This window comes from Blastococcus sp. DSM 46786, from assembly GCF_900109665.1.
In the GTDB taxonomy this organism is placed as follows: domain Bacteria; phylum Actinomycetota; class Actinomycetes; order Mycobacteriales; family Geodermatophilaceae; genus Blastococcus; species Blastococcus carthaginiensis.
This window is the reverse complement of sequence record NZ_FOAO01000027.1, coordinates 1-25562: the sequence shown is the minus strand read 5'-3', so window position 1 is coordinate 25562 and position 25562 is coordinate 1. Positions and strand designations below refer to the sequence as shown.

Below are 25562 nucleotides of genomic sequence, written 5' to 3'. Positions count from 1 at the left end.
CGGCACCGGGTGGTGCCCTGATCGAGCGGGGCCCGTGTCTCTTTTCTGGCAGATCGTCTCATCGGTGCTGCTCGTCTTCCTCGTCCTGCTCTTCGCGCGGTTCGTCGTCGACTGGGTGATGGTGCTGGCGCGCAGCTGGCGGCCTTCGGGGGCGGTCGCGGCCGGTCTCGAGATCGTCTACTCCACCACCGACCCGCCGCTGAAGGCGGTGCGGAAGGTGATCCCGCCGTTGAACCTGGGGTCCATCCGGCTGGACCTCGGGTTTATGGTGCTGCTGATCGCCGTGGTGGTCCTCCGGAACGTCACGCTCGCACTCGCATGACCGCTGAAACCCCCCGGGTCAGAGCCGTCGGACGGTGGCGCCCCGCCGCCGCTCCCACCGCCCTGTTCCGCCGTCCGACCTGAGGTGACCTGCGATGCCACTCACGCCTGCCGACGTGCACAACGTCGTCTTCAAGAAGCCGCCCATCGGCAAGCGGGGCTACGACGAGGACGAGGTCGACGCCTTCCTCGACGTGGTGGAGGCCGAGCTGGCCCGCCTGATCGAGGAGAACAACGAGCTGCGCTCCAGCGCCGGCCGGGCCGGTGCGCGCGTCGAGGAGCGGCCCGAGCCGCCGGCCCCCGTCCCGGCTCCGGCACCGCAGCCGGCTCCCGCGCCGCCCGTGGTGCAGCAGCCCCGCGAGGACGACAGCGCCCGGGCCTCGCGCATGCTCGCGCTGGCCACCGAGACCGCTGACCGCTACGTCAACGAGGCCAAGACCCAGGCCGAGCAGATGCTCACCGGTGCCAAGACCAACAGCGACCGGATGGTGACCGAGGCGCGCGCCAAGAGCGAGCAGATGGTCGCCGAGGCCAAGCACCGGGCCGATTCCATGATCGGCGACGCCCGGACGCGCGCCGAGACGATGGAGCGGGAGGCCCGCGCCAAGGCCGCCGCCCTCGACCAGGACGCCGAGCGCCGGCACGTCGAGGTCATGGGCGGCCTCGAGGAGAAGCGCAGCAGCCTGGAGCGCAAGATCGAGGAGCTGCGCACCTTCGAGCGCGAGTACCGCACGCGGCTGCGGTCCTACCTCGAGTCGCACCTGCGCGACCTGGACAGCCGCGGCTCGGCCGAGCCCGCCGCCGCCGGCCGGCAGAACCAGCACGCCAGCGCCTGAGCACCGCTCGAGGAAGGCCCCGGACCCCACGGTCCGGGGCCTTCCCCGTCCCCGGGGCCTGCGGCCGGCCGGTGCCCGGACCGGTGGGGCGGTCCGGGGCCCTCCGCGCGGCGGGGAGGTGACGTGCTGGAACGGCCTCGTTCAGGGGCCCGCCCCGAGCTCGTGAGGGGTGGGGGGAACGAGGTCCTTACCCCTTGACGCTGCCCGCCAGCAGACCGCGCACGAAGAAGCGCTGCAGCGCCAGGAAGACGATCAGCGGCAGGATGATGGAGACGAAGGCGCCGGCCGCGAGCAGGTACCAGTCCGAGCCGCGGGTGCCCACCATGTCGGCCAGCCGCACCGTGAGCGGGGAGACGCCCTGGGCGCCACCGGCGAAGGTGAGGGCGACGAGCAGGTCGTTCCACACCCACAGGAACTGGAAGACGGCGAACGCGGCGATCGCCGGGGTGAGCAGCGGCAGCAGCACCTGGAAGAAGATCTTCACGTGCCCCGCGCCGTCCATGCGGGCGGCCTCGACGAGCGAGGGCGGGATCTCCTTCATGAAGTTGTGCAGCAGGAAGATCGCCAGGGGCAGCGCGAAGATCGCGTGCGAGAGCCAGATGGTCCAGAACGACCCGGCCAGCCCGGCGTCGACGTACAGGCTCAGCAGCGGGATGAGGGTCACCTGGATGGGGACCACCTGCAGCGAGAAGACGGCGACGAAGAGGATGCTGCGGCCCCGGAACGGCACCCAGGCGAAGGCGTAGGCCGCCAGCAGCGCCAGGGTGATCGGGATGACCACCGCCGGCAGGGTGATGACCAGCGAGTTGACGAACAGCCCCGCGAAGTCGGTGCCGCCGTAGAGCACCTGGTTGTAGTTGTCGAGGGTGAACTCGGGGTCGGTGAACGCCGTCCACCAGCCCGAGCGGCGGATGTCGAGCTCCGGCCGGAAGGAGGTGACCAGCAGGCCCAGGATCGGCACGGTCCAGAGGACGGCGATGACGATGGCGATCAGCGACGCGGCGGGGGAGGTGAGCCGCTTCTTGGCCCGCTCCGCCCGGGTGTGCGTCCGGCCGCGGGTGTCCGCCTCCCCGGGCACCGGGGCCATGACGGGGGTCGTGGTGGTCATCGGATCTCCTCGGCCAGGCGCAGCTGGCGGACGTTGTAGGCGATGATCGGGATGACCAGCAGGAAGAGCAGGACCGCCAGCGCGGCGCCGAGGCCGAAGTTGAACTGGCGGAAGGCCTGCGTGTAGAACTCGTTGGCCACGACGCTGGTGCCGAAGTTGCCGCCGGTCATCGTGCGCACGACGTCGAAGACCTTGAGCGTGACGATCGCGATCGTGGTGAGCACCACGACCAGCGCCGGGCGGATGCTCGGCACGGTGACGTAGCGGAACATCTGCAGGCCGCCGACGCCGTCGAGCCGCGCCGCCTCGATGATGTCGTCGGGGATCGCCTTGATCGCCGCGGAGAGCACCGTCATGGCGAACCCGGCCTGGATCCAGATCATCACGACGATGAGGAAGAAGGTGTTCGCCGGCGCGGTCAGCAGGAACTGCTGGGGCTCGAAGCCGATCGACACCAGCAGCTGGTTGAGCAGGCCGATCTGGTTGACCCCCGGCTGGTCGGGGCGGAATTCGTAGACGAACTTCCAGATGACGCCCGCCGCCACCATGGAGATCGCCATGGGGAGGAAGACCAGCGCCTTGGCCAGGGACTCGAAGCGGGTGCGGTCGACCAGGTAGGCGTAGACCAGCCCGAGGGCGGTCGTGACCGCCGGGACCAGCAGGACCCACAGCACGGTGTTGAGCAGCACGCGCTGGAAGTTGTCGTCGGTGAAGACGGTGGCGTAGTTGTCGAAGCCGACGAACTCCGAGCCGTCCTTGTCGTAGAACGAGCCGCGCACCGTCTCCAGCGCGGGGTACACCAGGCCGACCAGCAGCAGGACGAACGTGGGGCCGAGGAAGCCGGCCACGATCACCCAGGTGGACACCCGCTTGGGCCGGTCGACGGCGAACAGGATCGCGCCCATCACGACGGCGAACAGCAGGATGGCGACCACCATGAGGGCGATCTTGTGACCTGCGGTGTTCGCCTCCAGGAGCCACTGCACCCGTGGCCACCTCCTTCCGACGGTGGATGCCGGGGGCGGCTGGGCTGCAGCCGTCCCCCGGCATCCGGGCTGGTGGGCGCCCGGTCAGCCAGGTGGCTGCCGGGCGCCCGGTGTCACGACCGAGAGGTCAGGACGCGGGCCAGGCCTGCTCGACGTCGGTGAGGACGGCTTCGCTGGACTTGTCGTTGGCGATCCAGTTGGTGAGCTCGGTCCACAGGCGGCCGGCGCCGATCTCGGCCGGCATCAGGTCTGACCCGTCGAACCGGAACACCGACTCCGGGTCCTGGAACAGCTCGGCGGAGAGCTGGTCCACCGGGGACTCCAGGTTGTCGACGTCCAGGCCGGTGTTGGCGCTGACCCAGCCGGGGCCGGAGACCTGGGCCTTGATGTTCGCCCACTCCGGGGAGGACAGGTAGGTCTGGAACGCCTGGGTGGCCGGGTCGTCGTTGAACGCCGCGGTGAACTCGCCACCACCGAGAACGGGGGCCGTGCCGTCGCCACCGATGGGCGGCAGCGGGAAGGCGAAGACGTCGCCGTCCGGCCCGACCTCGGTGCCCTCCGGCCAGTTGGCCTGGTAGAAGGACGCCTGCCGGTGCATCCAGCAGCTGCCGTCGAGGATCGGCAGACCGGCGTCACCGAACTCGGTGGACGCGATCGACTGCACCTCGCCGAGGCCGGCGTTGACGAACTCGGGGTTCTTGAGGATCTCGCCGACGGTGTTCAGCGCCTCGACGATCCGCGGGTCGTTGAACGGGATCTCGTGGTTGACCCACTGGTCGTAGACCTCGGGGCCGGCCGTGCGGAGGACGACGTCCTCCAGCCAGTCGGTGGCCGGCCAGCCGGTGGCGTCACCGGAGCCGATGCCCGCGCACCACGGCTTGGCGCCGGTGGCGGCGATCTCCTCGGACAGCGCGATCATCTCGTCCCAGGTCTGCGGCACCCCGTAGCCGGCCTCCTCGAAGGCCGACGGCGAGTACCAGACGAAGGACTTGGCGTTGGCACCCAGCGGCGCGGCGTAGAACTCGCCGTCGACGCTGCCGTACTCCTTCCAGCTCTCGTCCCAGTACTCGTCGACGTTCGCCTCGGTCTGCGCGGGAGCGGCCACGACGTCGCCGGAGCGGACGAGGTTGGCCAGCAGACCCGGCTGCGGGATGAACGCGATGTCGGGCGCGTTGCCGCTCTGGGTGCGGACGACGAGCTGCGCCTCGAACTCCCGGGAACCCTCGTACTCGACGTCGACGCCGGTGCACTCCTCGAAGGGCACGTACGAGTCGATGTGCGGCTGGTCCTCGGGGTCGACGATCGAGGTGTAGACGGAGACCGTCTCGCCCTCCAGGTCGCCGAACTCCTCGTAGGGCGCGCAGTCGATCTCCGTGTCGGCGGCCGCCGCGCCGCCACCGCCGCCGCCGTCGACCTCGTCGGCGCCGCACCCGGTGAGCAGGAGCGTCAGCCCCAGCCCGCCGGCCAGCGCCGCCGCGCCGCGGCCTCTCGCACGCTTGGTCATGTGGTCCCCTCCAGACTCCTGCGGCTCCGTCGCCGCATCGTGTGACTCGTGCCCGGCACCCGATCCCGGGTGCGGCCGCCACATCCGTCCGGCGACATTAGCCGCGCGGGAGATCCCCGGCGGCAACGTTGCCGTAACGGTTGTGCAGCCTCCGAGCGGTGGTGGCTCCTTCGGCGGTGGCTGCGTCGGCGAGCATATGGGAGCGCTCCCACGGTGTCCCGTGCTCGGTGCACGATCGGGGGAGGAATCTGTCCGGACCGGGTGACCCGGTCGGGGACGACGGCGACGTGATGGTGGTCCCGGTGGCCCCGGGCGTGCCAGAGTGACGGCACCGTTCGGCGCAGGAAGGGACCCATGGCCGCCATCACGTTCGACCACGCCACGCTCGTCTACCCCGGCGCGACCCGCCCATCGGTCGACGCGCTGGACCTCGAGATCACCGACGGCGAGTTCCTGGTGCTGGTCGGCCCGTCCGGCTGCGGCAAGTCGACGTCGCTGCGCATGCTGGCCGGCCTGGAGGAGGTCACCGACGGCGCCATCCGGGTCGGGGACCGGGACGTCACCCACCTCCCGCCCAAGGACAGGGACATCGCGATGGTGTTCCAGAACTACGCGCTCTACCCGCACATGACCGTCGCCGAGAACATGGGCTTCGCCCTGAAGATCGCCGGGGTCTCCAAGGAGGAGCGGTCGACCCGGGTCAAGGAGGCCGCCCGCATCCTCGACCTCGAGCCCTACCTGGACCGCAAGCCCAAGGCGCTCTCGGGTGGCCAGCGGCAGCGCGTCGCGATGGGGCGGGCCATCGTGCGCCAGCCGCAGGTCTTCCTCATGGACGAGCCGCTGTCCAACCTCGACGCCAAGCTGCGGGTGCAGACCCGCACCGAGATCGCCGCCCTGCAGCGCCGGCTCGGGGTCACCACCGTCTACGTCACCCACGACCAGGTCGAGGCGATGACGATGGGTGACCGGGTCGCGGTGCTCAGCGAGGGCGTGCTCCAGCAGGTCGACACCCCGCGCAACCTCTACGACAACCCGGCCAACGTGTTCGTTGCGGGCTTCATCGGGTCGCCGGCGATGAACATCGTCCCCGTCTCGCTGACCGAGGGCGGGGCGCAGGTCGCCGGGCACACCGTCCCGCTGCCGCGCGAGGCCCTGTCCGCGATCGCCCGCGAGGGCGGTGCCACCGCGACCCTCGGGTTCCGGCCGGAGTCGGTCGAGTTCGTCGCCGCCGGTCAGGGCATCCCGGTCGAGGTCCTGATCGTGGAGGAGCTCGGCTCGGACGCCTTCGCCTACGGCCGGCTGGCCGCGGGGGAGGCGGGCGGTGAGGACCGGCAGCTCGTGCTGCGGGCCGACCCCCGTCGCCCACCCATGAAGGGCGAGGTGGTCCACGTCGCGATCCGCCCGGGCGAGGCGCACCTCTTCTCCGCGGAGACCGGGCTCCGGGTCACCCAGACCCCGGGCTGACACCCGCCGCACCGGGGGCGTCCAGCGGGCGCCTCCGGCCGGCCGCGCCCTACAGTCCCTGCTGTGATCGTGATCGCCGCGCTGCTCCTGCTGCTGGGCCTCGGTCTCTTCGTGGGCGGCCTGCTGACGGGCAGCACCGCGCTGTACTGGGCCTGCGTGGCGGCGTGCGCCGTCGCCGCGGGGGTCCTGGTGGTGGCCCGCCGGCAGCTCGCCGCCCGCGCCGAGGAGCCGGCGGGCGCGCCGGCGGTGGGCACCGGGTCGACGGCGTCGAGCGCGCGGTCCACGGCTCCGGCGTCGTCCACGGCGGACGGCGTCCCGGCGTCCGACGCCGGCCCCGCGGCGACCGGGCCGGACCTCGCCACCGGTGCGACCTCGGTCCCGCCCGTGACCGCTCCGCCGGCCGCCGCCGACCCGCCCGCCGTCGACCCGCCCGCCGTCGACCCGGCCGCCGTCGAACCGCCCGCCGCCGAACCGGCCGCCGCCCCGACCCCGCCCGCCTCCGAACTGGTCGCGGTGGAGCCGGACGAGCCCGTGCTCCCGGCTCAGCCGACCGGACCTCCGGCCGGCGGCCGCACCGCGGTCGGCGCGCCACCCGAGCTGGAGGATCCGCCGGTCGAGGAGGTCGAGGTGACCGACCTGCTGATCATCGTGGACCTCACCGACGAGGTGCTGGTCGTGGACGAGCACCCGCGCTACCACCTGCCCGGCTGCGTCCACCTCCGCCGCCACGAGCCGATCCCGCTGCCGCTGGACGAGGCGCGCACCGACGGCTTCACCCCCTGCGGCGTGTGCCGGCCCGACCGGCAGCTCGCCGACCGGGCCCGCGCCCGCCGGTCCCGGGGCGCCTGAGCCGCGCCCCGGGTCCCCTCAGACGGAGGCCTTGGCCACCCAGAAGCGCGAGCCCTCCGGACCCTCGACGCCCTCCCCGGTGCCGGGGGTGCCGGCGTGCACGGCGACGGCGAGCACCTCACCGGCGAGCTGCTCGGCGTGCTCGGTGAGCGCCTCCGCCATGGCGCCGTCCGCGGTCCACGACAGCTCGATCCGGTCGCTGACCTCCAGGCCGCTGCCCTTGCGGGCCTCCTGCACCAGGCGGACCGCCTCGCGCACCAGCCCGGCCCGCTCCAGCTCCGGGGTGAGCGCGAGGTCGAGCGCCACGGTGAGCCCGCCGCTGCTGGCCACCGTCCAGCCCTCCCGCGGGGTCTCGGTGACGATCAGGTCGCCGTCGACGAGCTCGACCTCCGCCCCGTCGACCTCGACGCTCGCGGTGCCGGCCCGGTAGTCGGCGACCAGCGCCGGGGCGTCGGCGGCGGCGACGGCCTTGGCCACCGCCTGCACCTGCTTGCCGAGACGGCGGCCCACGGCGCGGAAGTCGATCTTCACGCTCACGTCGACCAGGTCACCGCCGACCGCGGCGAGCTCGAGCACCTCGGCCACGTTGAGCTCGTCGGCCACCTCGGCGACCAGGTCGCGGGGGAGCGAACCCCATCCCGGGGCTGCGACGACGGCGCGCGCCAGCGGCTGCCGGGTGCGCACCTTGGCGGAGGTCCGGGCCGAGCGGCCCTGCTCCACCAGCCGGCGGACCAGCGCCATCTGCTCGACCAGGGCGTCGTCCAGGGCGTCGGGGTCCACGACGGGCCAGGAGGCCAGGTGCACTGAGTCCGGCACGTCCGAGCCGCCCAGGCCGGGGACGACGGCGCGGGTCCACACCTCGTCGGTGACGAACGGGGTGAAGGGGGCCATCAGCCGGGTCAGCCCGTCGAGCACCTCGTGCAGGGTGCCCAGGGCGGAGAGGTCGCCGTCCCAGAACCGGCGACGGGAGCGGCGCACGTACCAGTTGGAGAGGTCGTCGACGAACTGGGCCAGCAGGCGGCCCGCGCCCTGGGTGTCGAAGTCCTCCAGCGCCGCGGTGACGTCACGGGTGACGGCGGCGAGCTCGGCCAGCGCCCAGCGGTCCAGCAGCGGGCGCTCGGTCCGCGGCGGCGCCGGACTGGCGGCCGGGTCCCAGCCGTTGGTCTCCGCGTACAGGGTGAAGAAGCTCGCGGTGTTCCAGTAGGTGAGCAGCACCTTCCGGACGACCTCGGACAGCGTCTCGTGCCCGACCCGCCGGGCCGACCAGGGCGAACCGCCGGCGAGCATGAACCAGCGGACGGCGTCGGCGCCGTGCCGGTCCATCAGCGGGATGGGCTCGAGGATGTTGCCCAGGTGCTTGCTCATCTTCCGGCCGTCCTCGGCCAGGATGTGGCCCAGGCACAGCACGTTCTCGTAGGAGTTCTCCTCGAACACCAGGGTGCCCACGGCCATGAGCGAGTAGAACCAGCCGCGGGTCTGGTCGATCGCCTCGCAGATGAACTGGGCCGGGTAGGCGGCCTCGAACCGCTCCTGGTTCCGGTACGGCGCGCCCCACTGGGCGAACGGCATCGAGCCGGAGTCGTACCAGGCGTCGATGACCTGCGGCACGCGCCGGTAGGTGCCCTCCTCGCCGGTGAGCGTGAAGGTCACCTCGTCGATGAAGGGCCGGTGCGGGTCGAGGTCGGAGAGGTCGCGGCCGGTCAGCTCCGAGAGCTCGGCGAGCGAGCCGACGACGACCATCCGCGCCGGGTCGGCGTCGTTGCGCCAGATGGGTAGCGGCGTGCCCCAGTACCGGTCGCGGGAGAGGGCCCAGTCGACGTTGTTGTTCAGCCAGTCGCCGTAGCGGCCGGTCTTGATGCTCTCGGGGTACCACGTGGTGCGCGCGTTCTCGGCGAGCAGCTGGTCCTTGATCGCGCTGGTGCGGATGTACCAGGACGGCTGCGCGTAGTACATGAGCGGCGTGTGGCAGCGCCAGCAGTGCGGGTAGCTGTGCTCGTACCGGATCTCGCGGAACAGCACGCCGCGGCTCTCCAGGTCCTCGACCAGGGCCGGGTCGGCGGCCTTGAAGAAGTGCCCGCCCACCAGCGGAACCTCGGCCAGGAAGTGCCCGGTCGCGTCGATCGGGTTCACCACGGGCAGCCCGTAGCCCCGGCAGACGACCAGGTCGTCGGCGCCGAAGGCGGGGGACTGGTGCACCAGACCGGTGCCGTCGTCGGTGGTGACGTAGTCGGCGAGGACGACGAAGTGGGCGTCCCCCTCGGGGAACTCGACCAGCTCGAACGGCCGCCGGTAGTGGGTGCGCTCCCAGTCACGGCCGGGCGCCCGGCCAAGTATTTCGATGCCATGGCCCTCGGCGTCCTCCCCGAGGACGGCGGCCAGCAGCGGCTCGGCCACCACCACGGGGACGTCGTCGGTGCCGGCGGGGCGGGCGACGACGTAGCTGACCTCGGGGTGCACCGCGACGGCGGTGTTCGACGGCAGCGTCCACGGCGTCGTCGTCCACACCAGCAGGTCGGCCCGGCCGGCCCACTCGCCGTCGGTGATCGGCAGGCGGACGTACACCGAGGGGTCGGTGATCGACTCGTACCCCTGGGCCACCTCGTGGTCGGAGAGCCCGGTGCCGCAGCGCGGGCAGTAGGGCGCGACCCGGTGGTCCTCGACCAGGAGGCCCTTCTCGAACACCTGCTTGAGCGACCACCAGACGCTCTCGATGTACGCCGGGTCCATCGTCCAGTACGCGGTGGACATGTCGACCCAGTAGCCCATGCGGTGGGTCAGCTCGGTGAAGGCGTCGACGTGGCGCTCGACCGACGCGCGGCAGCGGGCGTTGAACTCCGCGATGCCGAAGCGCTCGATGTCGGGCTTGCCGGCGAAGCCCAGTTCCTGCTCGACGGCGATCTCGACGGGGAGGCCGTGGCAGTCCCAGCCGGCGCGGCGGGGCACGTGCCAGCCCTGCATCGTCTTGAACCGCGGGAAGACGTCCTTGAACGCGCGCGCCTCGATGTGGTGGGTGCCGGGGCGGCCGTTCGCCGTCGGCGGGCCCTCGTAGACGTTCCACTGCGGGCGGCCCTGGGAGGCCTCCAGCGACCGGTCGAAGACCTTCTCGCTCTCCCAGCGTTCGAGGATGCGGTGCTCCAGGGCGGGGAGGTCGACCTGCGGGGGCAGCGCGCCGAAGGGACCGGTGGGGGCACTCACGCGGCCCATTCTCCCCGAACCGGCAAACACACCTCCGGTGGGGAACCCGACGCCTCCGGCGGCGCACGGCAAACACACCTCCGGTGGGGAACCCGACGCCTCCGGCGGCGCACGGGCGAACTGGTCCGGCGGTGCGTCCCCGGGTGCCGCCGACCCGCCGTCCCGCAGCAGTCCGGGGGAGCCCGCGAGGCCGTGCGGGAGACTGCCCCCATGGGGCGGCGACGGTGAACACGACGGTCACCGTCGCCCTCGCCCTCGGCGCCGGCGTCGTGCTCCTCGCGGCCGTGGCCCTGCGCCTGGCCGACCGGCTCGGGCTGCCCAGCCTGCTGCTCTACCTGGCGATCGGCGTGGCGCTGGGGGAGAGCGGTCTCGGCATCCAGTTCGACGACGCCGAGCTCACCCAGAACCTCGGCGTCGCCGCGCTCGTGGTCATCCTCGCCGAGGGTGGGCTGACCACCCGGTGGGCCGACGTCCGGCGGGCGATCGGCCCGGGGCTGACCCTCGCCACCGTGGGCGTCGCGGTCAGCGTGGCGGTCACCGCCGGGATCACGGTGTGGCTGCTGGACGCGTCGTGGGGGTTCGCGCTCCTGCTGGCCGCGGTCATCGGCTCGACCGACGCCGCGGCGGTGTTCGCGGCGCTCCGGCGGCTGCCGCTCCCGCGCCGGCTCGCCGCGGCCCTCGAGGCCGAGAGCGGGCTGAACGACGCCCCGGCGATCCTGCTGGTGACGACGCTGGCCGCCGTGCTCACCGACGCGGCGGCCGGTGCCTGGTGGCTGGTCGTCCTGCAGGTGGTCGGCCAGCTCGTCGGCGGGGCCGTCGTCGGCGTGGTCATCGGGCTGCTCGGCGCGGAGCTGCTGCGGCGGGTGGCGCTCCCGCTGGCCGGCTTCTACCCCCTCGCGACGCTGTCGCTCTGCGTGCTCGCCTTCGCGACCGCCACGCTGGCCTGGACCTCGGGCATCGTCGCGGTGTACCTGTGCGGCGTCGTGCTCGGCAACGCCGCGCTGCCGCACCGGACGGCGAGCATCGGCTTCGCCGAGGGCATGGCGTCGCTCGCCCAGATCGGGCTCTTCGTGCTGCTGGGCCTGCTGGTCTCGCCGCCGCGGCTGCTCGACGCCCTGGTGCCGGCCCTCGTCGTCGGTGGCGCGCTGCTGCTGGTGGCCCGGCCGCTGTCGGTCGCCCTGTCGCTGGTGTGGTTCCGGTGGCCGTGGCCGTAGCAGGCGTTCGTGTCGTGGGCCGGGCTCCGCGGTGCCGTGCCCATCGTCCTCGCCACGTTCCCCGTCACGGCCGGGGTGCCCGGCGCGGCGCGGATCTTCGACACCGTGTTCGTGCTCGTCGTCGTCTTCACGCTCGTGCAGGGCTGGTCGCTGCCCTGGGTGGCCCGCCGCCTGCGGATCGGCGCGCCGATCGCGCCGCGGGAGATCCAGGTGGAGGCCGCACCACTGGAGGAGCTGGACGCCGAGCTGATGCAGATGCGGGTGCCGGAGGGGTCGCGCCTCCACGGCGTCTACCTGCCCGAGCTGCGGCTGCCCGAGGACGCCGCGGTGGTGCTCATCGTGCGCGGGGGCCGGGCGTTCGTGCCCGACGAGACGACCCGCCTGATGCACGGCGACCAGGCGCTGCTGGTCTCGGCGCGCGCGTCGCGGCCCGAGGCCGAACGCCGGCTGCGGGCGGTCAGCCGGGCCGGCCGGCTGGCCATGTGGCGTGGCGAGGACGGCCGCCCCGACCAGACCGACTGACGACGGACCACCCTTCCCCCACGTCGCGGTGGCTGCGGCGTGGGATCGTGACGGCCAGCACCTGTCTTCCCCCCGGAGCGCGCCATGCGGTACCTCTTCCGACCACCGGCCACGGACGCGACCGGGTTGCTGTCGCTGCCGTGGGACCAGCCGCTGGACGAGTGGGACGACGACCTCCTGCTCGACGTCCCCTCGCGCGGCATCTCCCGGCACGTCGTGCGCTTCGTCGCCGTCGAGGACCGGGTCTACGCGCTGAAGGAGATCGACGAGCGGCTGGCCCGCCACGAGTACGCGCTGCTGGCCCAGTTCGAGAACGAGGGTCTGCCCACCGTCTCGGTGCTCGGCATCTGCGTCGACCGGCCCGACGGCCAGGCGGCGATCCTGGTCACCCGCTACCTCGAGTACTCGATGTCCTACCGCTGGCTGTTCTCCGGCCCGCGCGGTGGCGAGTCTGCCGACCAGTTGCTCGACACGATGGTCGTGCTGCTGGTGCGGCTGCACCTGGCCGGCGTCTTCTGGGGCGACTGCTCGCTGTCCAACACCCTCTTCCGCCTCGACGCCGGCACCTTCGCCGCCTACCTGGTCGACGCCGAGACCGTCGAGCGCCACCCGCGGCTGTCGCCCGGCCAGCGCCGCTACGATGTCGACCTGGCCTGCGAGCGGGTCGGCGCGGAGCTGCTCGACCTGCAGTTCGGCGGGCTGCTGCCCGAGGACATCGACCCCATCGAGGTGGCCGAGGGCCTGCCGCGGCGGTACGAGTCGCTGTGGGAGGAGGTCACCCGTGAGGAGGTCTTCCGCACCGACGAGCAGCGCTACCGCGTCGCCGAACGCCTGCAGCGGCTGAACGAGCTCGGTTTCGACGTCGGCGAGGTGGAGCTGCTCACGACCGACGAGGGCACCCGGCTGCGGGTGGAGACCCGGGTCGCCGAGCCCGGGCACAACCGCCGCGAGCTGTTCCGTCTCACCGGGCTGGAGGTGCGGGAGCGCCAGGCGCAGCGGCTGCTGAACGACGTCCGGGCCTTCCGGGCGTACCTGGAGCAGAAGTCGGGGCAGTCGGTGCCCGAGACGATCGCCGGCCACCGCTGGCTGGGTGAGGTCTACCAGCCGGTCGTGGACGCCATCCCCGAGCACCTGCGCGGCCGGCTGGAGCCGGCCGAGGTCTTCCACGAGGTCCTCGAGCACCGCTGGTTCCTGTCGGAGAAGGCCGGGCGCGACGTCGGGACGACGAAGGCGGCGCGTTCCTACTTCGATAACGTCCTGCCGGGCACGCCGCAGGAGCTCACCACGCCCTCGGTCATCGCCGGCCGGGGATGAACCGCAGGTGACGGGCCGGTCGGCCCGGTGTCACGTGCACGTCTCGTTCGGTTTGACAGCCTCCGGCGACGGTACGACGCTCCAAGCACCCCCGAGATCATCGGGCTGCACCGAGCGCCAACGGAGGCGATGCGCGTGTCAGCGATCCCCGATCCCCACTCGCCCCGAGCCCGCACGGGGGTTCCCGGCCAGGGCAGGGCCCGGCCGCGGCGCCTCGCGGGTGCAGCCGCCGGCGCGCTCCTGGCCTCCGGGCTCGCGGCCTGCGGCGGCGGGGGCGGGGATGCTTCGACGCTCACCTGGTACATCAACCCGGACGCCGGCGGGCAGGCCGAGATCGCCGCCCGGTGCACCGAGGAGGCCGACGGCCGGTACACGATCGAGACGGCCCTGCTGCCCCGCGACGCGGCGTCGCAGCGCGAGCAGCTGATCCGGCGTCTCGCGGCCAACGACGACTCGATCGACCTCATGAGCCTGGACCCGCCGTTCATCCCCGAGTTCGCCCAGGCCGGCTTCCTGGCCCCGGTGCCCGACGACGTCGCCGACCGGGTGACCGAGGGCGTCGTCGAGAGCGCCGTCGAGGGGTCCACCTGGGACGGTGAGCTCGTCGCGGTCCCCTTCTGGGCGAACACGCAGCTGCTCTGGTACCGGGAGTCGGTGGCGGAGGAGGCAGGGCTGGACATGTCCGAGCCCGTGACCTGGGAGCAGATCGTCCAGGCGGCCGAGGAGACCGGCACGCTGGTCGGCGCCCAGGGCACCCGCGCCGAGTCGCTGACGGTCTGGTTCAACGCCCTGATCGAGTCCGCCGGCGGCTCCATCATCACCGAGGCGTCGCCCGGGGACCCGTCCCAGATCGAGCTCGGGCTCACCTCCGAGGCCGGCGTCCGGGCCACCGAGGTGATGCAGATGGTCGCCGAGTCCGACGCGGTCGGGGCCGCCTTCTCGACGGCGAACGAGGACTCCACCGCCACCGGCTTCGAGAGCGAGTCCGGCGGGTTCCAGGTCAACTACCCCTTCGTCTACCCCCGCGCGCTGGGGGCGGCCGAGGCCGGGACCCTCGATCCGTCGGTCCCCGAGGACTACGCCGCGACGATCTACCCGCGGGTGGACGAGGAGACGCCGGCCGCCCCGCCGTACGGCGGCATCAACCTCGCGGTGAGCGCCTTCAGCGAGAGCCCCGAGCTGGCCTACGAGGCGGCCGAGTGCATCGTCTCGGACGAGAACCAGGCCTACTACTTCGTGACCAACGGCAACCCGGCGTCGTCCACGGCGGTGTACGACGACCCCGAGGTGCTCGAGGCCTTCCCGATGGCCCCGGTGATCCGGGAGTCCCTGGAGCAGGCCGCGCCCCGGCCGCAGACGCCCTACTACAACGAGATCTCGGTCGGCATCCAGCGCAGCTACCACCCGCCGTCGAGCGTCCAGCCCGGCGAGACGGGGGAGAACGCGACCGAGCTCATCAAGGCGGTCCTGGCGAAGGAGGATCTGTTGTGAGCGAGCTCGCGAGCGCACCGATGGGCAGAGCAGCCCCGCGACCGCGGGGCACGAGCGCCGGCGAGGAGTCCTCGTGAGCACGACGACGCTCCCCCCGACCAAGAAGGACGCACCGGTCTCGGCGCCCAAGGTCAGGGCCAGCGACCGGGCCCGCGGGGAGAAGCGGCTGGGGTGGCTGCTGGCCGGGCCGGCGTTCGCGGTGATGCTCCTCGTCACCGCGTACCCGATCCTGCAGGCGACCTACGAGTCGCTGTTCGACTACCGGCTGACCGACCCGGAGAACCGCTCCTTCACCGGCCTCACCAACTACTGGGTGATCCTCACCGACTCCCTGTGGTGGCAGTCCATCGGCGTCACCGCCTTCATCACGGTGGTCACGGTGGCCGTCGAGCTGGTCCTCGGCTTCGGGCTGGCGCTGGTGATGGTCAAGGCCCTGCGGGCGCTGCGGCCGGTCCTGCGGGCGGCGATCCTCATCCCGTACGCGGTCATCACCGTCGTGTCGGCGTTCGCCTGGCAGTTCGCCTTCGACATCCAGTCCGGGTTCGTGAACTCGTGGTTCGCCTGGCTGCCCGGGGTCTCGGAGAACACCGACTGGTTCGGCGACCGCTGGACGGCGCTGCTGGTCATCTGCCTCGCCGAGATCTGGAAGACCACGCCGTTCATCTCGCTGCTCCTGCTCGCCGGGCTGGCCCAGGTGCCCGAGGTGCTGCAGGAGGCGGCGAAGGTCGACGGCGCGACGCGGTGGCAGCGCCTGTGGAAGGTGACGATCCCCAACATGAAGGCGGCGATCATGGTCGCCCTGCTGTTCCGCACCCTCGACGCGTTCCGGGTGTTCGACAGCATCTTCATCATGACCAACGGTGCGAACGGCACCGAGTCGGTGTCGTTCCTGGCCTACCGGCAGACGATCGCCCGGCTGGAGATCGGCCTGGGGTCCGCGGTCTCGGTGCTGCTGTTCCTCGCGGTCGTGCTGATCGCCTTCAGCTTCATCAAGCTCTTCAAGGTCGACCTGTCCCAGGCGCGGGGGGAGTGACCCATGTCCACGCGGAACAAGGTGCTCTGGGGCATCGGCGGCGCGCTCATCGTCGTCTACTGCCTGTTCCCGATCGCCTGGATCGTCTCGGTGTCGCTCAAGGCGCCCAGCGACCTCTCCAACGGGAGCTTCCTGCCCAGCACACCCACCTGGCAGAACTACGACCTGATCCTGTTCGGCGGGGCCAGCGACCTCTTCCTGCCGGCCCTGGTGAACTCCTTCGGCATCTGCCTCATCGCGACGGCGATCTCCTGCCTGCTGGCGATGTTCGCCGCCTACGCGATCGCCCGGCTGGACTTCCCGGGCAAGAAGCTGATCCTCTCCACGGCGCTGGCGGTGGCGATCTTCCCGGTCATCTCGATCGTCACGCCGCTGTTCAACCTCTGGCGGAACATCGGCCTGTACGACACCTGGCCGGGGCTGATCATCCCGTACCTGTCGCTGACCCTGCCGATCTCGATCTGGACGATGTCGGCGTTCTTCCGGGAGATCCCGTGGGAGATGGAGCAGGCGGCGCAGGTCGACGGCGCGACCACCTGGCAGGCGTTCCGCAAGGTGATCGTCCCGCTCGCCGCCCCCGGCGTCTTCACCACGGCGATCATCGCGTTCTTCATCGCCTGGAACGACTTCATCTACGGCATCTCGCTGACCTCCACGGAGGCGGCCCGCCCGGTGCCCGCGGCGCTCGGTCTGTTCACGGGTGCCTCGCAGTTCGAGGAGCCGACCGGCGCCATCTCGGCGGCCGCGGTGATCGTCACCATCCCCGTGGTGGTCCTCGTCCTGCTCTTCCAGCGGCGCATCGTCGCCGGCCTCACCAACGGCGCGGTCAAGGGCTGAGCGCCGTGACCGACCGCAGTTGCACCTCATCGACCCAGCGAGGGGACGAATCCTGATGGCCTCCATCGAGATGAAGAGCATCGTGAAGCAGTACGGCGACGGCTTCCCGGCGGTGAACGACGTCAGCCTGGACATCGCCGACGGGGAGTTCATGATCCTGGTCGGCCCGTCGGGCTGCGGGAAGTCGACGCTGCTGCGGATGATCGTCGGCCTGGAGGACATCACCAGCGGCGACATGGTGATCGGCGGGAAGCGGGTCAACGACCTGGCCCCCCGCGACCGCAACCTGTCGATGGTGTTCCAGAACTACGCGCTGTACCCGCACATGACGGTGTACGAGAACATCGCCTTCCCGCTGCGGCTGTCCAAGACCCCGGACGACGAGGTCCGCCGCAAGGTGGAGGCGGCGTCCGACGTGCTCGAGCTTCAGGAGCACCTGGAGCGCAAGCCGGCCAACCTCTCCGGTGGTCAGCGGCAGCGCGTCGCCATGGGGCGGCCCATCGTCCGTGACGCCGAGGCGTTCCTCTTCGACGAGCCGCTGTCGAACCTGGACGCGAAGCTCCGCGGGCAGATGCGCACCGAGATCTCCCGCCTCCAGCGCCGGCTGGGGATCACCACCGTGTACGTCACCCACGACCAGACCGAGGCGATGACCCTGGGCGACCGGGTCTGCGTGCTCCGCAAGGGCAAGATCCAGCAGGTCGCCTCTCCGCGCGAGCTGTACGAGCAGCCGGTCAACCTCTTCGTCGCCGGGTTCATCGGCTCCCCGCCGATGAACTTCCTCCCCGCGACGCCGGAGGGCAACCGCCTGAAGACGCCCTTCGGCGACATCGAGCTCGACGAGAAGCGGGCCGCGGCGGTCGCCGGGCGCGACCTGCTGCTGGTGGGCATCCGGCCCGAGTACTTCGAGGACGCGACGCTGGTCGACGAGGCCAAGCGGCCGGTCGGCTCCACCTTCCGGGCGCGGGTGGACGTCACCGAGTGGCTGGGCGACTCGCAGTACGCCTACATCCCCTACGACGCCCCCGACTCGATCAAGGCGCAGCTGCGCGACCTGTCCAAGGAGCTCGACTCCGAGGAGCTGCGCACCCAGGCCATTGTCTCGATCGACGCGACCAGCCGGATCCGAGAGGGCCGGGAGGCCGAGTTCTGGCTGGACAGCCGCAAGGTCCACGTCTTCGACCCCGAGACCGGCGACAACCTCACCCGCGACGCCGAGGCCGGCGCCGAGTTGACCCGGCTGGCCACGCAGGACCGGCTGGAGCAGGCCGAGGACGCTCGCGGCCGCGAGACCGACGCCCGCGGCGGGGCGACGGCGGTGGGCGTGGGCTGAGCGGGCACCCGGCCCGCCGCCGCAGCGCCGGTGGCGGGCCCGGCTATCGTCGTCGGCACCGCCGGGTCGGCCGGCCGGTGCCGACCGAGCGAGGAGCCCGACCTGTCCGAGCACGTCGACCCGGCCGACGGCGCGGACGGCGGTTCCTCCGCCGCCGAGCCGTCCGGCCGGCCGCGCACCCGATTGCTGCTGTCCCTCGCCGCCGCCGTCCTGGCGTTCGACCTGGTCACCAAGCTGGTGGTCGTCGCGACCATCGAGCCGGGGGAGGACATCCGCGTCCTGGGCGGTGCGCTGTACCTCACCAACCTCCGCAACACCGGCGCCGCGTTCTCCTTCGCGGAGGGTGCGACGGTGCTGTTCAGCCTCATCGCGGCCGTCGTCTCCGTCGTCATCGTGCGCACCGCCCGCCGCCTGCGGTCGACCGGCTGGGCCGTCGCGCTGGGGCTGGTCCTCGGCGGGGCGGTGGGCAACCTGATCGACCGGGTGTTCCGCGACCCGGGGTTCCTGCGCGGCGGCGTCGTCGACTTCCTCTCGGTGTTCGGCCCCGACGGGAGCGTGTTCCCGGTGTTCAACGTCGCCGACTCGGCCATCGTCTGCGGGGGCATCCTGGGGGTGCTGCTGGCGCTGCGGGGCATCGAGTTCGACGGCACCCGCAGCGGCGTGGACGGGCGGCCCAGCGCCGCCCGGTAGGAGGACCCGCCTGCTCCCCGCCGTTCGCCGCCTCGCGCCGGGACCTTGCAGGCGGGCCGTTCCACCATGTCGTCCGGCCCGACCCGCACAATGGACGCCGTGACCAGCACTCCCGGCCTGCACCGGGCCCTCCCGGTGCCCGACGGCCTGGAGGGCCAGCGGGTGGACCAGGCCCTGTCCCGGCTCTTCGGCCTCACCCGCACGGCGGCGGCCGAGCTGGCCGACGCCGGCCACGTCGTCGTCGACGGCCGGGTGCGCGGCAAGGGGGACCGGCTCACCGGGGGCAGCTGGCTCGAGGTCGAGCTGCCACCCCCGCCCGGCGAACCCGCGCCCCCGCAGCCGGTCGAGGGCATGACGGTCCTCCACGACGACGACGACCTGGTGGCCGTCGACAAGCCGGTCGGGGTCGCCGCCCACCCCAGCCCCGGCTGGGACGGGCCCACGGTCATCGGCGGCCTGGCCGCCGCCGGGTACCGCATCTCCACGTCCGGTGCCGCCGAACGGCAGGGCGTGGTGCACCGGCTGGACGCCGCCACCACCGGCGTCATGGTGGTCGCCAAGAGCGAGCGGGCCTACACCGCGCTGAAGGCCGCCTTCAAGGAGCGCACGGTGGCGAAGGGCTACCACGCGCTCGTGCAGGGCCACCCCGACCCCTCGCGCGGCACCATCGACGCGCCCATCGACCGGCACCCGCGGCACGACTGGAAGTTCGCCGTCGTCAGCGGGGGCCGGCCGTCGGTGACCCACTACGAGGTGACCGAGGCGTTCGCCGCCGCCAGCCTGGTCGACATCCGGCTCGAGACCGGGCGCACGCACCAGATCCGGGTGCACTTCTCGGCCCTGCGCCACCCGTGCGTGGGCGACACGACCTATGGCGCCGATCCGACGCTGGCCGCCCGGCTCGGGGTGTCGCGGCAGTGGCTGCACGCGGTGCGGCTGGGCTTCCCGCACCCGGCCGACGGGCAGTGGGTCGAGTTCACCAGCGAGTACCCGCCCGACCTCGCCGGCGCGCTGGCCCTGCTGCGCGCCGAGGCCTGACCCGCCAGCGGTGACGACCCTGCCGGTCGCCCTCGACGCCTTCGGCCCGGCGGCGCTGGCCGCGGTGGTCGTGGCCGTCTACCTGGTGGTGGGCGAGCCCGTCGTCGGCCACGTGCTGCACCGCCGGTTCGAGGGGCGGCTGCGCACCGACGCCGGGGCGCGCCGCTCGTTCTACCGGCGGTTGCTGGTGCTCGAGTGGGGCCTGGCGGTGGTGGCCTTCGTCGTCTGGCTGGCCTCCCCGGGTGTGGACGCCGCGGCCGTCGGGCTGCTGTGGCCGAAGGAGTGGCCCGGGCCGGCGACCGCCGTCGTCGTCGTGGTGGTGCTGCTGCTCGTGGTCGCTTCCACCCGCCAGCTGCGCGCCGGGGCGCTGCTGGAGGCGGCTCGGCCGAGCCGACCGGGTCACCACCCGCCCGCCCGGGGGCGGCACGCCGAGCCGCCCGGGCAGTCCACGCTGGCGCTGCTGCCCCGGACCGGGGGGGAGCGGCGGCTGTTCACCCTGGTCGGGGTCACCGCCGGCGTGTGCGAGGAGTGGCTGTACCGGGGGTTCTTCCTCGCCGTGGTCGCCGCCATGGCCGGCGGGCCGCCCGCCTGGGCGCTGGTGGTCGTCGCCGCGGTGGCGTTCGGCCTGGCGCACGCCTACCAGGGCCGCGCGGGGATCGTGCTGACCGGCGTGCTGGGCGGCGTCATGGCGCTGATCTACGTGGACACCGGATCGCTGCTGCTGCCGGTCCTGCTGCACGCGCTGATCGACCTGCGGTTCCTGCTGGTGCCCGCCAGCGCGCTGCCCGTGTCGGTGCACGAGGCGGACGGCCCGCCGGGGCGCTGACCGGCCCGCCGGGGCGCTGACCGGCCCGGCGGGGCGGGGCGCCAGAATGGGGCCGTGCCGAGCCCCACCGCGCAGGTCGCCGCCCCCGCCGACCGGGCCGAGGCCCTGGCCCTGCGCACCCGGGTGTTCGTCGAGGAGCAGGGCGTCCCGCCCGAGATCGAGCAGGACGACGCCGACGCGACCGCCGTCCACGTGCTCAGCCGGGACGACGCGGGCCGGGTGGTGGCGACCGGGCGGCTGCTGCTCGACGGCGTCACGGCGCGGATCGGCCGGATGGCCGCCGACGCCGGGATGCGCGGCCGCGGCCACGGCGCCGCGGTGCTCGCGGAACTGCACCGCCAGGCCCTCGCCCGGGGCGCCACCGAGGTGGAACTGCACGCGCAGCTCCCGGCCCGCCGTTTCTACGAGCGGGAGGGCTACACGGCCGTCGGCGAGGTCTACGCGGAGGCCGGCATCCCCCACGTGACGATGCGGCGTGCGCTGCCCTGAGGCACCCGTGTGACGGAACGGTCCGGTGTGAGAAGACACGTCCTGTCAGACCCTCGGCGTAGAACCGAACCAGTGCGAGGATCGACCCACCGGCCCGCCGGTGCCGGCCGCCCCCGCACGCACCGCCGGTCTTCCCCGCCGGTCGCCCGCCGCGTGACGCCGGCCGGGCACGCACGACCCGTGAGGAGCCAGACCCGCTGTGAGCAGCCCGTCCGATTCGTTCGTGCACCTGCACGTGCACACCGAGTACTCGATGCTCGACGGCGCGGCGAAGCTGCCGGAGGTCACCAAGGCCGCGGCCGAGCAGGGCATGCCGGCGCTGGCCATGACCGACCACGGCAACGTCTTCGGCGCCTACGACTTCTACAAGCAGGCGGGCGCCGCCGGCGTGAAGCCGATCATCGGCATGGAGGGCTACTACACCCCCGGATCGCGCTTCGACCGTGCGCCGTTCGACTTCGGCGACAACCTCATCGACGAGGAGGGTGACGGCGGCTCCAACCGGGGCAAGGCCGCCTACACCCACATGACCCTGCTGGCCCGCACCACCGAGGGGATGCACAACCTCTTCCGCATCTCCTCGCTCGCCAGCCTGGAGGGGCAGTACCGCAAGCCGCGGTTCGACCGCGACCTGCTGGAGCGCTACGGCACGGGCCTGATCGCCACCACCGGCTGCCCGTCGGGCGAGGTGAACATGTGGCTGCGCGCCGGCAAGGAGGACAAGGCGCGCCAGGCGGCCGCCGACTTCCAGGACATCTTCGGGCGCGAGAACTTCTACGCCGAGCTGATGGACCACGGGCTGTCCATCGAGAAGAAGACCCGCCCGGCCCTGCTGGCGATCGCCAAGGACCTCGGCATCCCGCTGCTGGCCACCAACGACCTGCACTACACGCACAAGGAGGACGCCGAGGCCCACGACGCCCTGCTGTGCATCCAGACGGGGTCGCGGCTCAACGAGCCCAACCGCTTCAAGTTCAACGGTGACGGCTACTACCTGAAGTCCGCCGCGGAGATGCGCGCGTTGTTCACCGGCGATCTCCGCGAGGCCTGCGACAACACCCTGCTGGTCGCCGAGCAGTGCGAGGTGAGCTTCACCGAGGGCGCCGACCTGATGCCCCGCTTCCCCCTGCCGCCGGGGGAGGACGAGACCTCCTGGTTCGTCAAGGAGGTCGAGCGCGGCCTGCACAAGCGCTACCCGGGTGGCATCCCCGACCACGTGCGCAAGCAGGCCGACTACGAGGTCGGGATCATCACCCAGATGGGCTTCCCGGGGTACTTCCTCGTGGTCGCCGACTTCATCAACTGGGCCAAGGACAACGGCATCCGCGTCGGTCCCGGCCGTGGCTCGGCGGCGGGCTCGCTGGCCGCCTACGCCATGGGCATCACCGACCTCGACCCGCTGCAGCACGGGCTGATCTTCGAGCGGTTCCTCAACCCCGAGCGCGTCTCCATGCCCGACGTCGACATCGACTTCGACGACCGCCGGCGCGGGGAGGTCATCCAGTACGTCTCGAAGAAGTACGGCGAGGAGCGGGTCAGCCAGATCGTCACCTACGGGACGATCAAGGCCAAGGCCGCGATCAAGGACGCCGCCCGCGTGCTGGACCGGCCGTACTCGGTGGGCGACGAGCTGACCAAGCTCATGCCGCCGGACGTGATGGGCAAGGGCATCCCGCTCTCGGGTGTCTTCGACCCGGCCCACCCGCGCTACAAGGAGGCCACGGAGTTCCGCGCCCGCTACGAGTCCGACCCGGGCGCGGCCGAGGTCGTCGACCAGGCCCGCAAGCTCGAGGGGCTGAAGCGCCAGTGGGGGGTGCACGCCGCCGGCGTCATCATCGGCCGGTACCCGCTGATCGACTCGATCCCGATCATGCGGCGCGAGGCCGACGGGGCGGTGATCACGCAGTTCGACTACCCGACCTGCGAGACGCTCGGCCTGTTGAAGATGGACTTCCTGGGGCTGCGCAACCTCACGGTCATCGACGACGCGCTGCGCAACATCGTGATCAACGGCAAGGAGCCGGTCGACCTCGACGAGATCAGCAAGAACCTGACCGACCCGAACACCTACGCGCTGCTCTCCCGCGGCGACACCCTCGGGGTCTTCCAGTTCGACGGCGGGCCGATGCGGTCGCTGCTGCGGCTCATGCGGCCGGACAACTTCGAGGACATCTCGGCCGTCGGCGCGCTCTACCGCCCCGGCCCGATGGGCGCGAACTCGCACACCAACTACGCGCTGCGCAAGAACGGCCAGCAGGAGATCACGCCGATCCACCCGGAGCTGGCCGAGCCGCTGGAGGAGATCCTCGGCCAGACCTACGGCCTGATCGTCTACCAGGAGCAGGTCATGGCGATCGCGCAGAAGGTCGCCGGGTACTCGCTCGGCAAGGCCGACCTGCTGCGCCGCGCGATGGGCAAGAAGAAGAAGTCGGTCCTGGACGCCGAGTTCGTCGGCTTCGAGGCGGGGATGAAGGCCAACGGCTTCTCCGGCGCCGCGATCAAGACGCTGTGGGACATCCTCGTCCCGTTCGCCGACTACGCGTTCAACAAGGCCCACTCGGCCGCCTACGGCCTCGTGTCGTACTGGACGGCCTACCTCAAGGCGAACTACCCGGCCGAGTACATGGCCGGGCTGCTCACCAGCGTCCAGGACGACAAGGACCGCCGGCCGGTCTACCTGGCCGAGTGCCGCCGGATGGGCATCAAGGTCCTCCCGCCGGACGTCAACGAGTCCTCCTGGGACTTCACCGCCGTCGGCACCGACATCCGCTTCGGCCTGGCCTCGGTGCGCAACGTCGGCACCAACGTCGTCGAGTCGATCGTCCGGGCCCGCGAGGAGAAGGGCGCGTTCAAGGACTTCGCCGACTTCATGCGCAAGATCGACACGGTGGCCTGCAACAAGAAGGTCATCGAGTCCCTGGCCAAGGCCGGCGCCTTCGACTCGCTCGGCCACTCGCGCCAGGGCGTCGTCGCGATCCACGCGCAGGCCGTCGACTCCGCCATGGGCCTCAAGCGCAAGGAGGCCGAGGGTCAGTTCGACCTCTTCGGCAGCTTCGGCGAGGGCGACGCGGCCGACGACCCCTTCGGCAGCGCGCTGGACATCACGATCCCCACCGCCGACTGGTCCAAGAGCGAGCGGCTGATGTTCGAGCGCGACATGCTCGGCCTCTACGTCTCCGACCACCCGCTGCACGGGGTGGAGCACGTGCTCGCGGCCAACGCCGACACCCCGATCGCCGAGATCAACGCCGGCGGCGTCGAGGACGGCGCCAACGTCACCATCGCCGGCATCCTCACCGCCGTCTCACCGCGCACGAACAAGCAGGGCGCGCCGTGGGCGATCGCCACGCTGGAGGACCTCGAGTCCGGCATCGAGGTGCTGTTCTTCCCCAAGACCTGGGCCGAGGTCTCGGAGAAGGTCGTCCGCGACCAGATCATCGTGGTGAAGGGCCGGATCAGCCGGCGGGACGACCAGCCCTCGCTGTTCGGCTCCGAGGTCACCATCCCCGAGCTCACCGAGGGGCCGCGCGGGCCGGTGCTGGTGTCGATGGCCGCCGCCCGCTGCACCCCGCCGGTCGTCGAGCGCCTCCGCGAGGTGCTGGGCAGCCACCCGGGCACCACGGAGGTGCAGCTCAAGCTCGTCAACGGCAGCCGCGAGACGGTGCTCCGGCTCGACCAGGGGCTCCGGGTGCGCCCGAGCACGGCGCTGATGGGGGACATCAAGGCCCTTCTCGGGCCGACGAGCGTGGCGCTGCTGTAGGAGGGTCCTCCCGACCCCGGCCGCGCGATCGTTGTTCACTGGGAGGGTGAGCACCTCACCGCTGCCCGTCCAGCCCGCCCCGGGCGTGCCGGTGCACGCCTACTGGCGGGGGAGGGCGGAGGTCCGGGAGGACCTGCACGCCGCCCGGCCGCTGCTCGTGGGGCTGGTGCTCGCCGGGCTGCCCACGGGGGTGCTCTGGTGGCTGCTCGCGCCGCGCGCCGAGTTCCGGCTGACCGAGACCGGGCCGGTGGCCGTCGGCGCGCCGGCGGCCGAGGTCCGGGTGGCCGACGACGCCGTCCTCGTCCTCCTGCTGCTGGGGCTCGGCCTGCTGGCCGGCGCGGCGGCGTGGCAGGTGCGCCGTGGTCGCGGCGTGGGCATGCTGGTCGCCCTCGCGGTCGGGGCGTCGGCTGCCGCCGTGCTCGCCTGGCAGGTCGGTGAGCTGCTCGCACCCTCGCCGTCGGAGGCGCAGCTGTCCGAGGTCGGCGCGCAGGTCACCACGGGGCTGGTGCTGAGCTCGCTGCCCGGTCTGGCCGCCGCACCCTTCGCCGCCCTGCTCGTCTACCTGGGCTGCGCGCTGGTGGCCGCCGACGACGGCCTCGGCCGGCACGGCCGCGACGACGCCGTCCCCGGCCCGCCGCCCGTCGTCCTGGCGCCCTGAGCTTGCCGTTTAACCCCTGACCTGTTGGTTGTGGGTGTCGGGATGGTTCCGTGTGGTGATCTTGCCGATGCCGTGGCGGGTGGCGCGTTGTCGG

Annotated in this window: 21 protein-coding genes; 17 read left to right on the top strand and 4 right to left on the bottom strand. The window is 72.3% G+C overall.

Annotated features, from left to right (window positions below):
• Positions 1-34: 34 nt before the first annotated feature.
• Both BMW62_RS20180 and BMW62_RS20175 read left to right on the top strand, forming a co-directional pair.
• Positions 35-322: a YggT family protein gene (locus tag BMW62_RS20180; RefSeq protein ID WP_091934897.1), complete on the top strand. Its 288-nt coding sequence runs from the start codon at positions 35-37 to the stop codon at positions 320-322.
• Between the two features lie 94 nt (positions 323-416).
• Entirely contained in the window at positions 417-1157 is a 741-nt protein-coding gene (locus tag BMW62_RS20175) for a DivIVA-like cell division protein Wag31 (RefSeq protein ID WP_091934894.1), read from the top strand.
• Between the two features lie 187 nt (positions 1158-1344).
• Here BMW62_RS20175 and BMW62_RS20170 read toward each other — a convergent pair whose 3' ends face one another.
• From BMW62_RS20170 to BMW62_RS20160, 3 genes are all read right to left on the bottom strand, one after another.
• Entirely contained in the window at positions 1345-2265 is a 921-nt protein-coding gene (locus tag BMW62_RS20170) for a carbohydrate ABC transporter permease (RefSeq protein WP_091934891.1), read from the bottom strand.
• On the bottom strand, positions 2262-3251 hold the full coding sequence (locus BMW62_RS20165) for a carbohydrate ABC transporter permease (RefSeq protein WP_211435213.1): 990 nt from the start codon (positions 3249-3251) through the stop codon (positions 2262-2264). Before BMW62_RS20165 ends, BMW62_RS20170 begins: the two co-directional genes overlap by 4 nt.
• A 127-nt stretch (positions 3252-3378) precedes the next feature.
• Positions 3379-4755: an ABC transporter substrate-binding protein gene (locus BMW62_RS20160; RefSeq protein WP_091934889.1), complete on the bottom strand. Its 1377-nt coding sequence runs from the start codon at positions 4753-4755 to the stop codon at positions 3379-3381.
• Between the two features lie 354 nt (positions 4756-5109).
• On the opposite strand from BMW62_RS20160, the gene ugpC (BMW62_RS20155) reads away from it, so the two are divergent.
• Positions 5110-6219, top strand: coding sequence for an ABC transporter ATP-binding protein (gene ugpC / locus BMW62_RS20155; protein ID WP_091934886.1), 1110 nt, complete (start codon positions 5110-5112; stop codon positions 6217-6219).
• A gap of 63 nt (positions 6220-6282) precedes the next feature.
• Positions 6283-7068 carry a hypothetical protein gene (locus BMW62_RS22830; RefSeq protein WP_170852488.1) on the top strand — a complete coding sequence of 262 codons (786 nt, stop codon included), beginning with the start codon at positions 6283-6285 and terminating at the stop codon, positions 7066-7068.
• Between the two features lie 18 nt (positions 7069-7086).
• On the opposite strand, the gene ileS is transcribed toward BMW62_RS22830, so the two are convergent.
• Positions 7087-10263: an isoleucine--tRNA ligase gene (gene ileS / locus BMW62_RS20145; protein ID WP_211435212.1), complete on the bottom strand. Its 3177-nt coding sequence runs from the start codon at positions 10261-10263 to the stop codon at positions 7087-7089.
• A gap of 224 nt (positions 10264-10487) precedes the next feature.
• On the opposite strand from ileS, the gene BMW62_RS20140 reads away from it, so the two are divergent.
• The 13 genes from BMW62_RS20140 to BMW62_RS20085 all read left to right on the top strand — a co-directional run bounded on the left by BMW62_RS20140 (position 10488) and on the right by BMW62_RS20085 (position 25468).
• Positions 10488-11477 carry a potassium/proton antiporter gene (locus BMW62_RS20140; RefSeq protein ID WP_244524186.1) on the top strand — a complete coding sequence of 330 codons (990 nt, stop codon included), beginning with the start codon at positions 10488-10490 and terminating at the stop codon, positions 11475-11477.
• Positions 11478-11513: 36 nt separating this feature from the next.
• Positions 11514-11999, top strand: a complete 486-nt coding sequence (locus tag BMW62_RS23325; RefSeq protein WP_244524185.1) for a TrkA C-terminal domain-containing protein — start codon at positions 11514-11516, stop codon at positions 11997-11999.
• An 84-nt stretch (positions 12000-12083) separates the two neighbouring features.
• A complete protein-coding gene (locus BMW62_RS20135; RefSeq protein ID WP_091934880.1) occupies positions 12084-13313 on the top strand; it encodes a DUF4032 domain-containing protein in 1230 nt (409 codons plus the stop codon).
• 129 nt (positions 13314-13442) lie between these two features.
• Positions 13443-14804 (top strand): extracellular solute-binding protein, encoded by a 1362-nt coding sequence (locus BMW62_RS20130; RefSeq protein ID WP_091934877.1) that lies wholly within the window; start codon positions 13443-13445, stop codon positions 14802-14804.
• Positions 14805-14877: 73 nt separating this feature from the next.
• Positions 14878-15837 carry a carbohydrate ABC transporter permease gene (locus BMW62_RS20125; protein ID WP_091934874.1) on the top strand — a complete coding sequence of 320 codons (960 nt, stop codon included), beginning with the start codon at positions 14878-14880 and terminating at the stop codon, positions 15835-15837.
• A gap of 3 nt (positions 15838-15840) precedes the next feature.
• Positions 15841-16674: a carbohydrate ABC transporter permease gene (locus BMW62_RS20120; RefSeq protein WP_091934871.1), complete on the top strand. Its 834-nt coding sequence runs from the start codon at positions 15841-15843 to the stop codon at positions 16672-16674.
• Between the two features lie 55 nt (positions 16675-16729).
• Positions 16730-18007 (top strand): ABC transporter ATP-binding protein, encoded by a 1278-nt coding sequence (gene ugpC / locus BMW62_RS20115; RefSeq protein WP_091934868.1) that lies wholly within the window; start codon positions 16730-16732, stop codon positions 18005-18007.
• Between the two features lie 30 nt (positions 18008-18037).
• Entirely contained in the window at positions 18038-18697 is a 660-nt protein-coding gene (gene lspA / locus BMW62_RS20110; protein ID WP_244524184.1) for a signal peptidase II, read from the top strand.
• 90 nt (positions 18698-18787) lie between these two features.
• Entirely contained in the window at positions 18788-19735 is a 948-nt protein-coding gene (locus BMW62_RS20105) for an RluA family pseudouridine synthase (RefSeq protein ID WP_091934865.1), read from the top strand.
• 10 nt (positions 19736-19745) lie between these two features.
• On the top strand, positions 19746-20561 hold the full coding sequence (locus tag BMW62_RS20100; RefSeq protein ID WP_091934863.1) for a CPBP family intramembrane glutamic endopeptidase: 816 nt from the start codon (positions 19746-19748) through the stop codon (positions 20559-20561).
• 54 nt (positions 20562-20615) lie between these two features.
• Positions 20616-21050 carry a GNAT family N-acetyltransferase gene (locus BMW62_RS20095; RefSeq protein WP_091934860.1) on the top strand — a complete coding sequence of 145 codons (435 nt, stop codon included), beginning with the start codon at positions 20616-20618 and terminating at the stop codon, positions 21048-21050.
• Between the two features lie 199 nt (positions 21051-21249).
• Positions 21250-24810, top strand: a complete 3561-nt coding sequence (gene dnaE / locus BMW62_RS20090) for a DNA polymerase III subunit alpha (protein WP_211435211.1) — start codon at positions 21250-21252, stop codon at positions 24808-24810.
• A 46-nt stretch (positions 24811-24856) separates the two neighbouring features.
• Positions 24857-25468 carry a DUF2567 domain-containing protein gene (locus BMW62_RS20085; protein ID WP_170852486.1) on the top strand — a complete coding sequence of 204 codons (612 nt, stop codon included), beginning with the start codon at positions 24857-24859 and terminating at the stop codon, positions 25466-25468.
• The last annotated feature ends 94 nt before the right edge of the window (positions 25469-25562 follow it).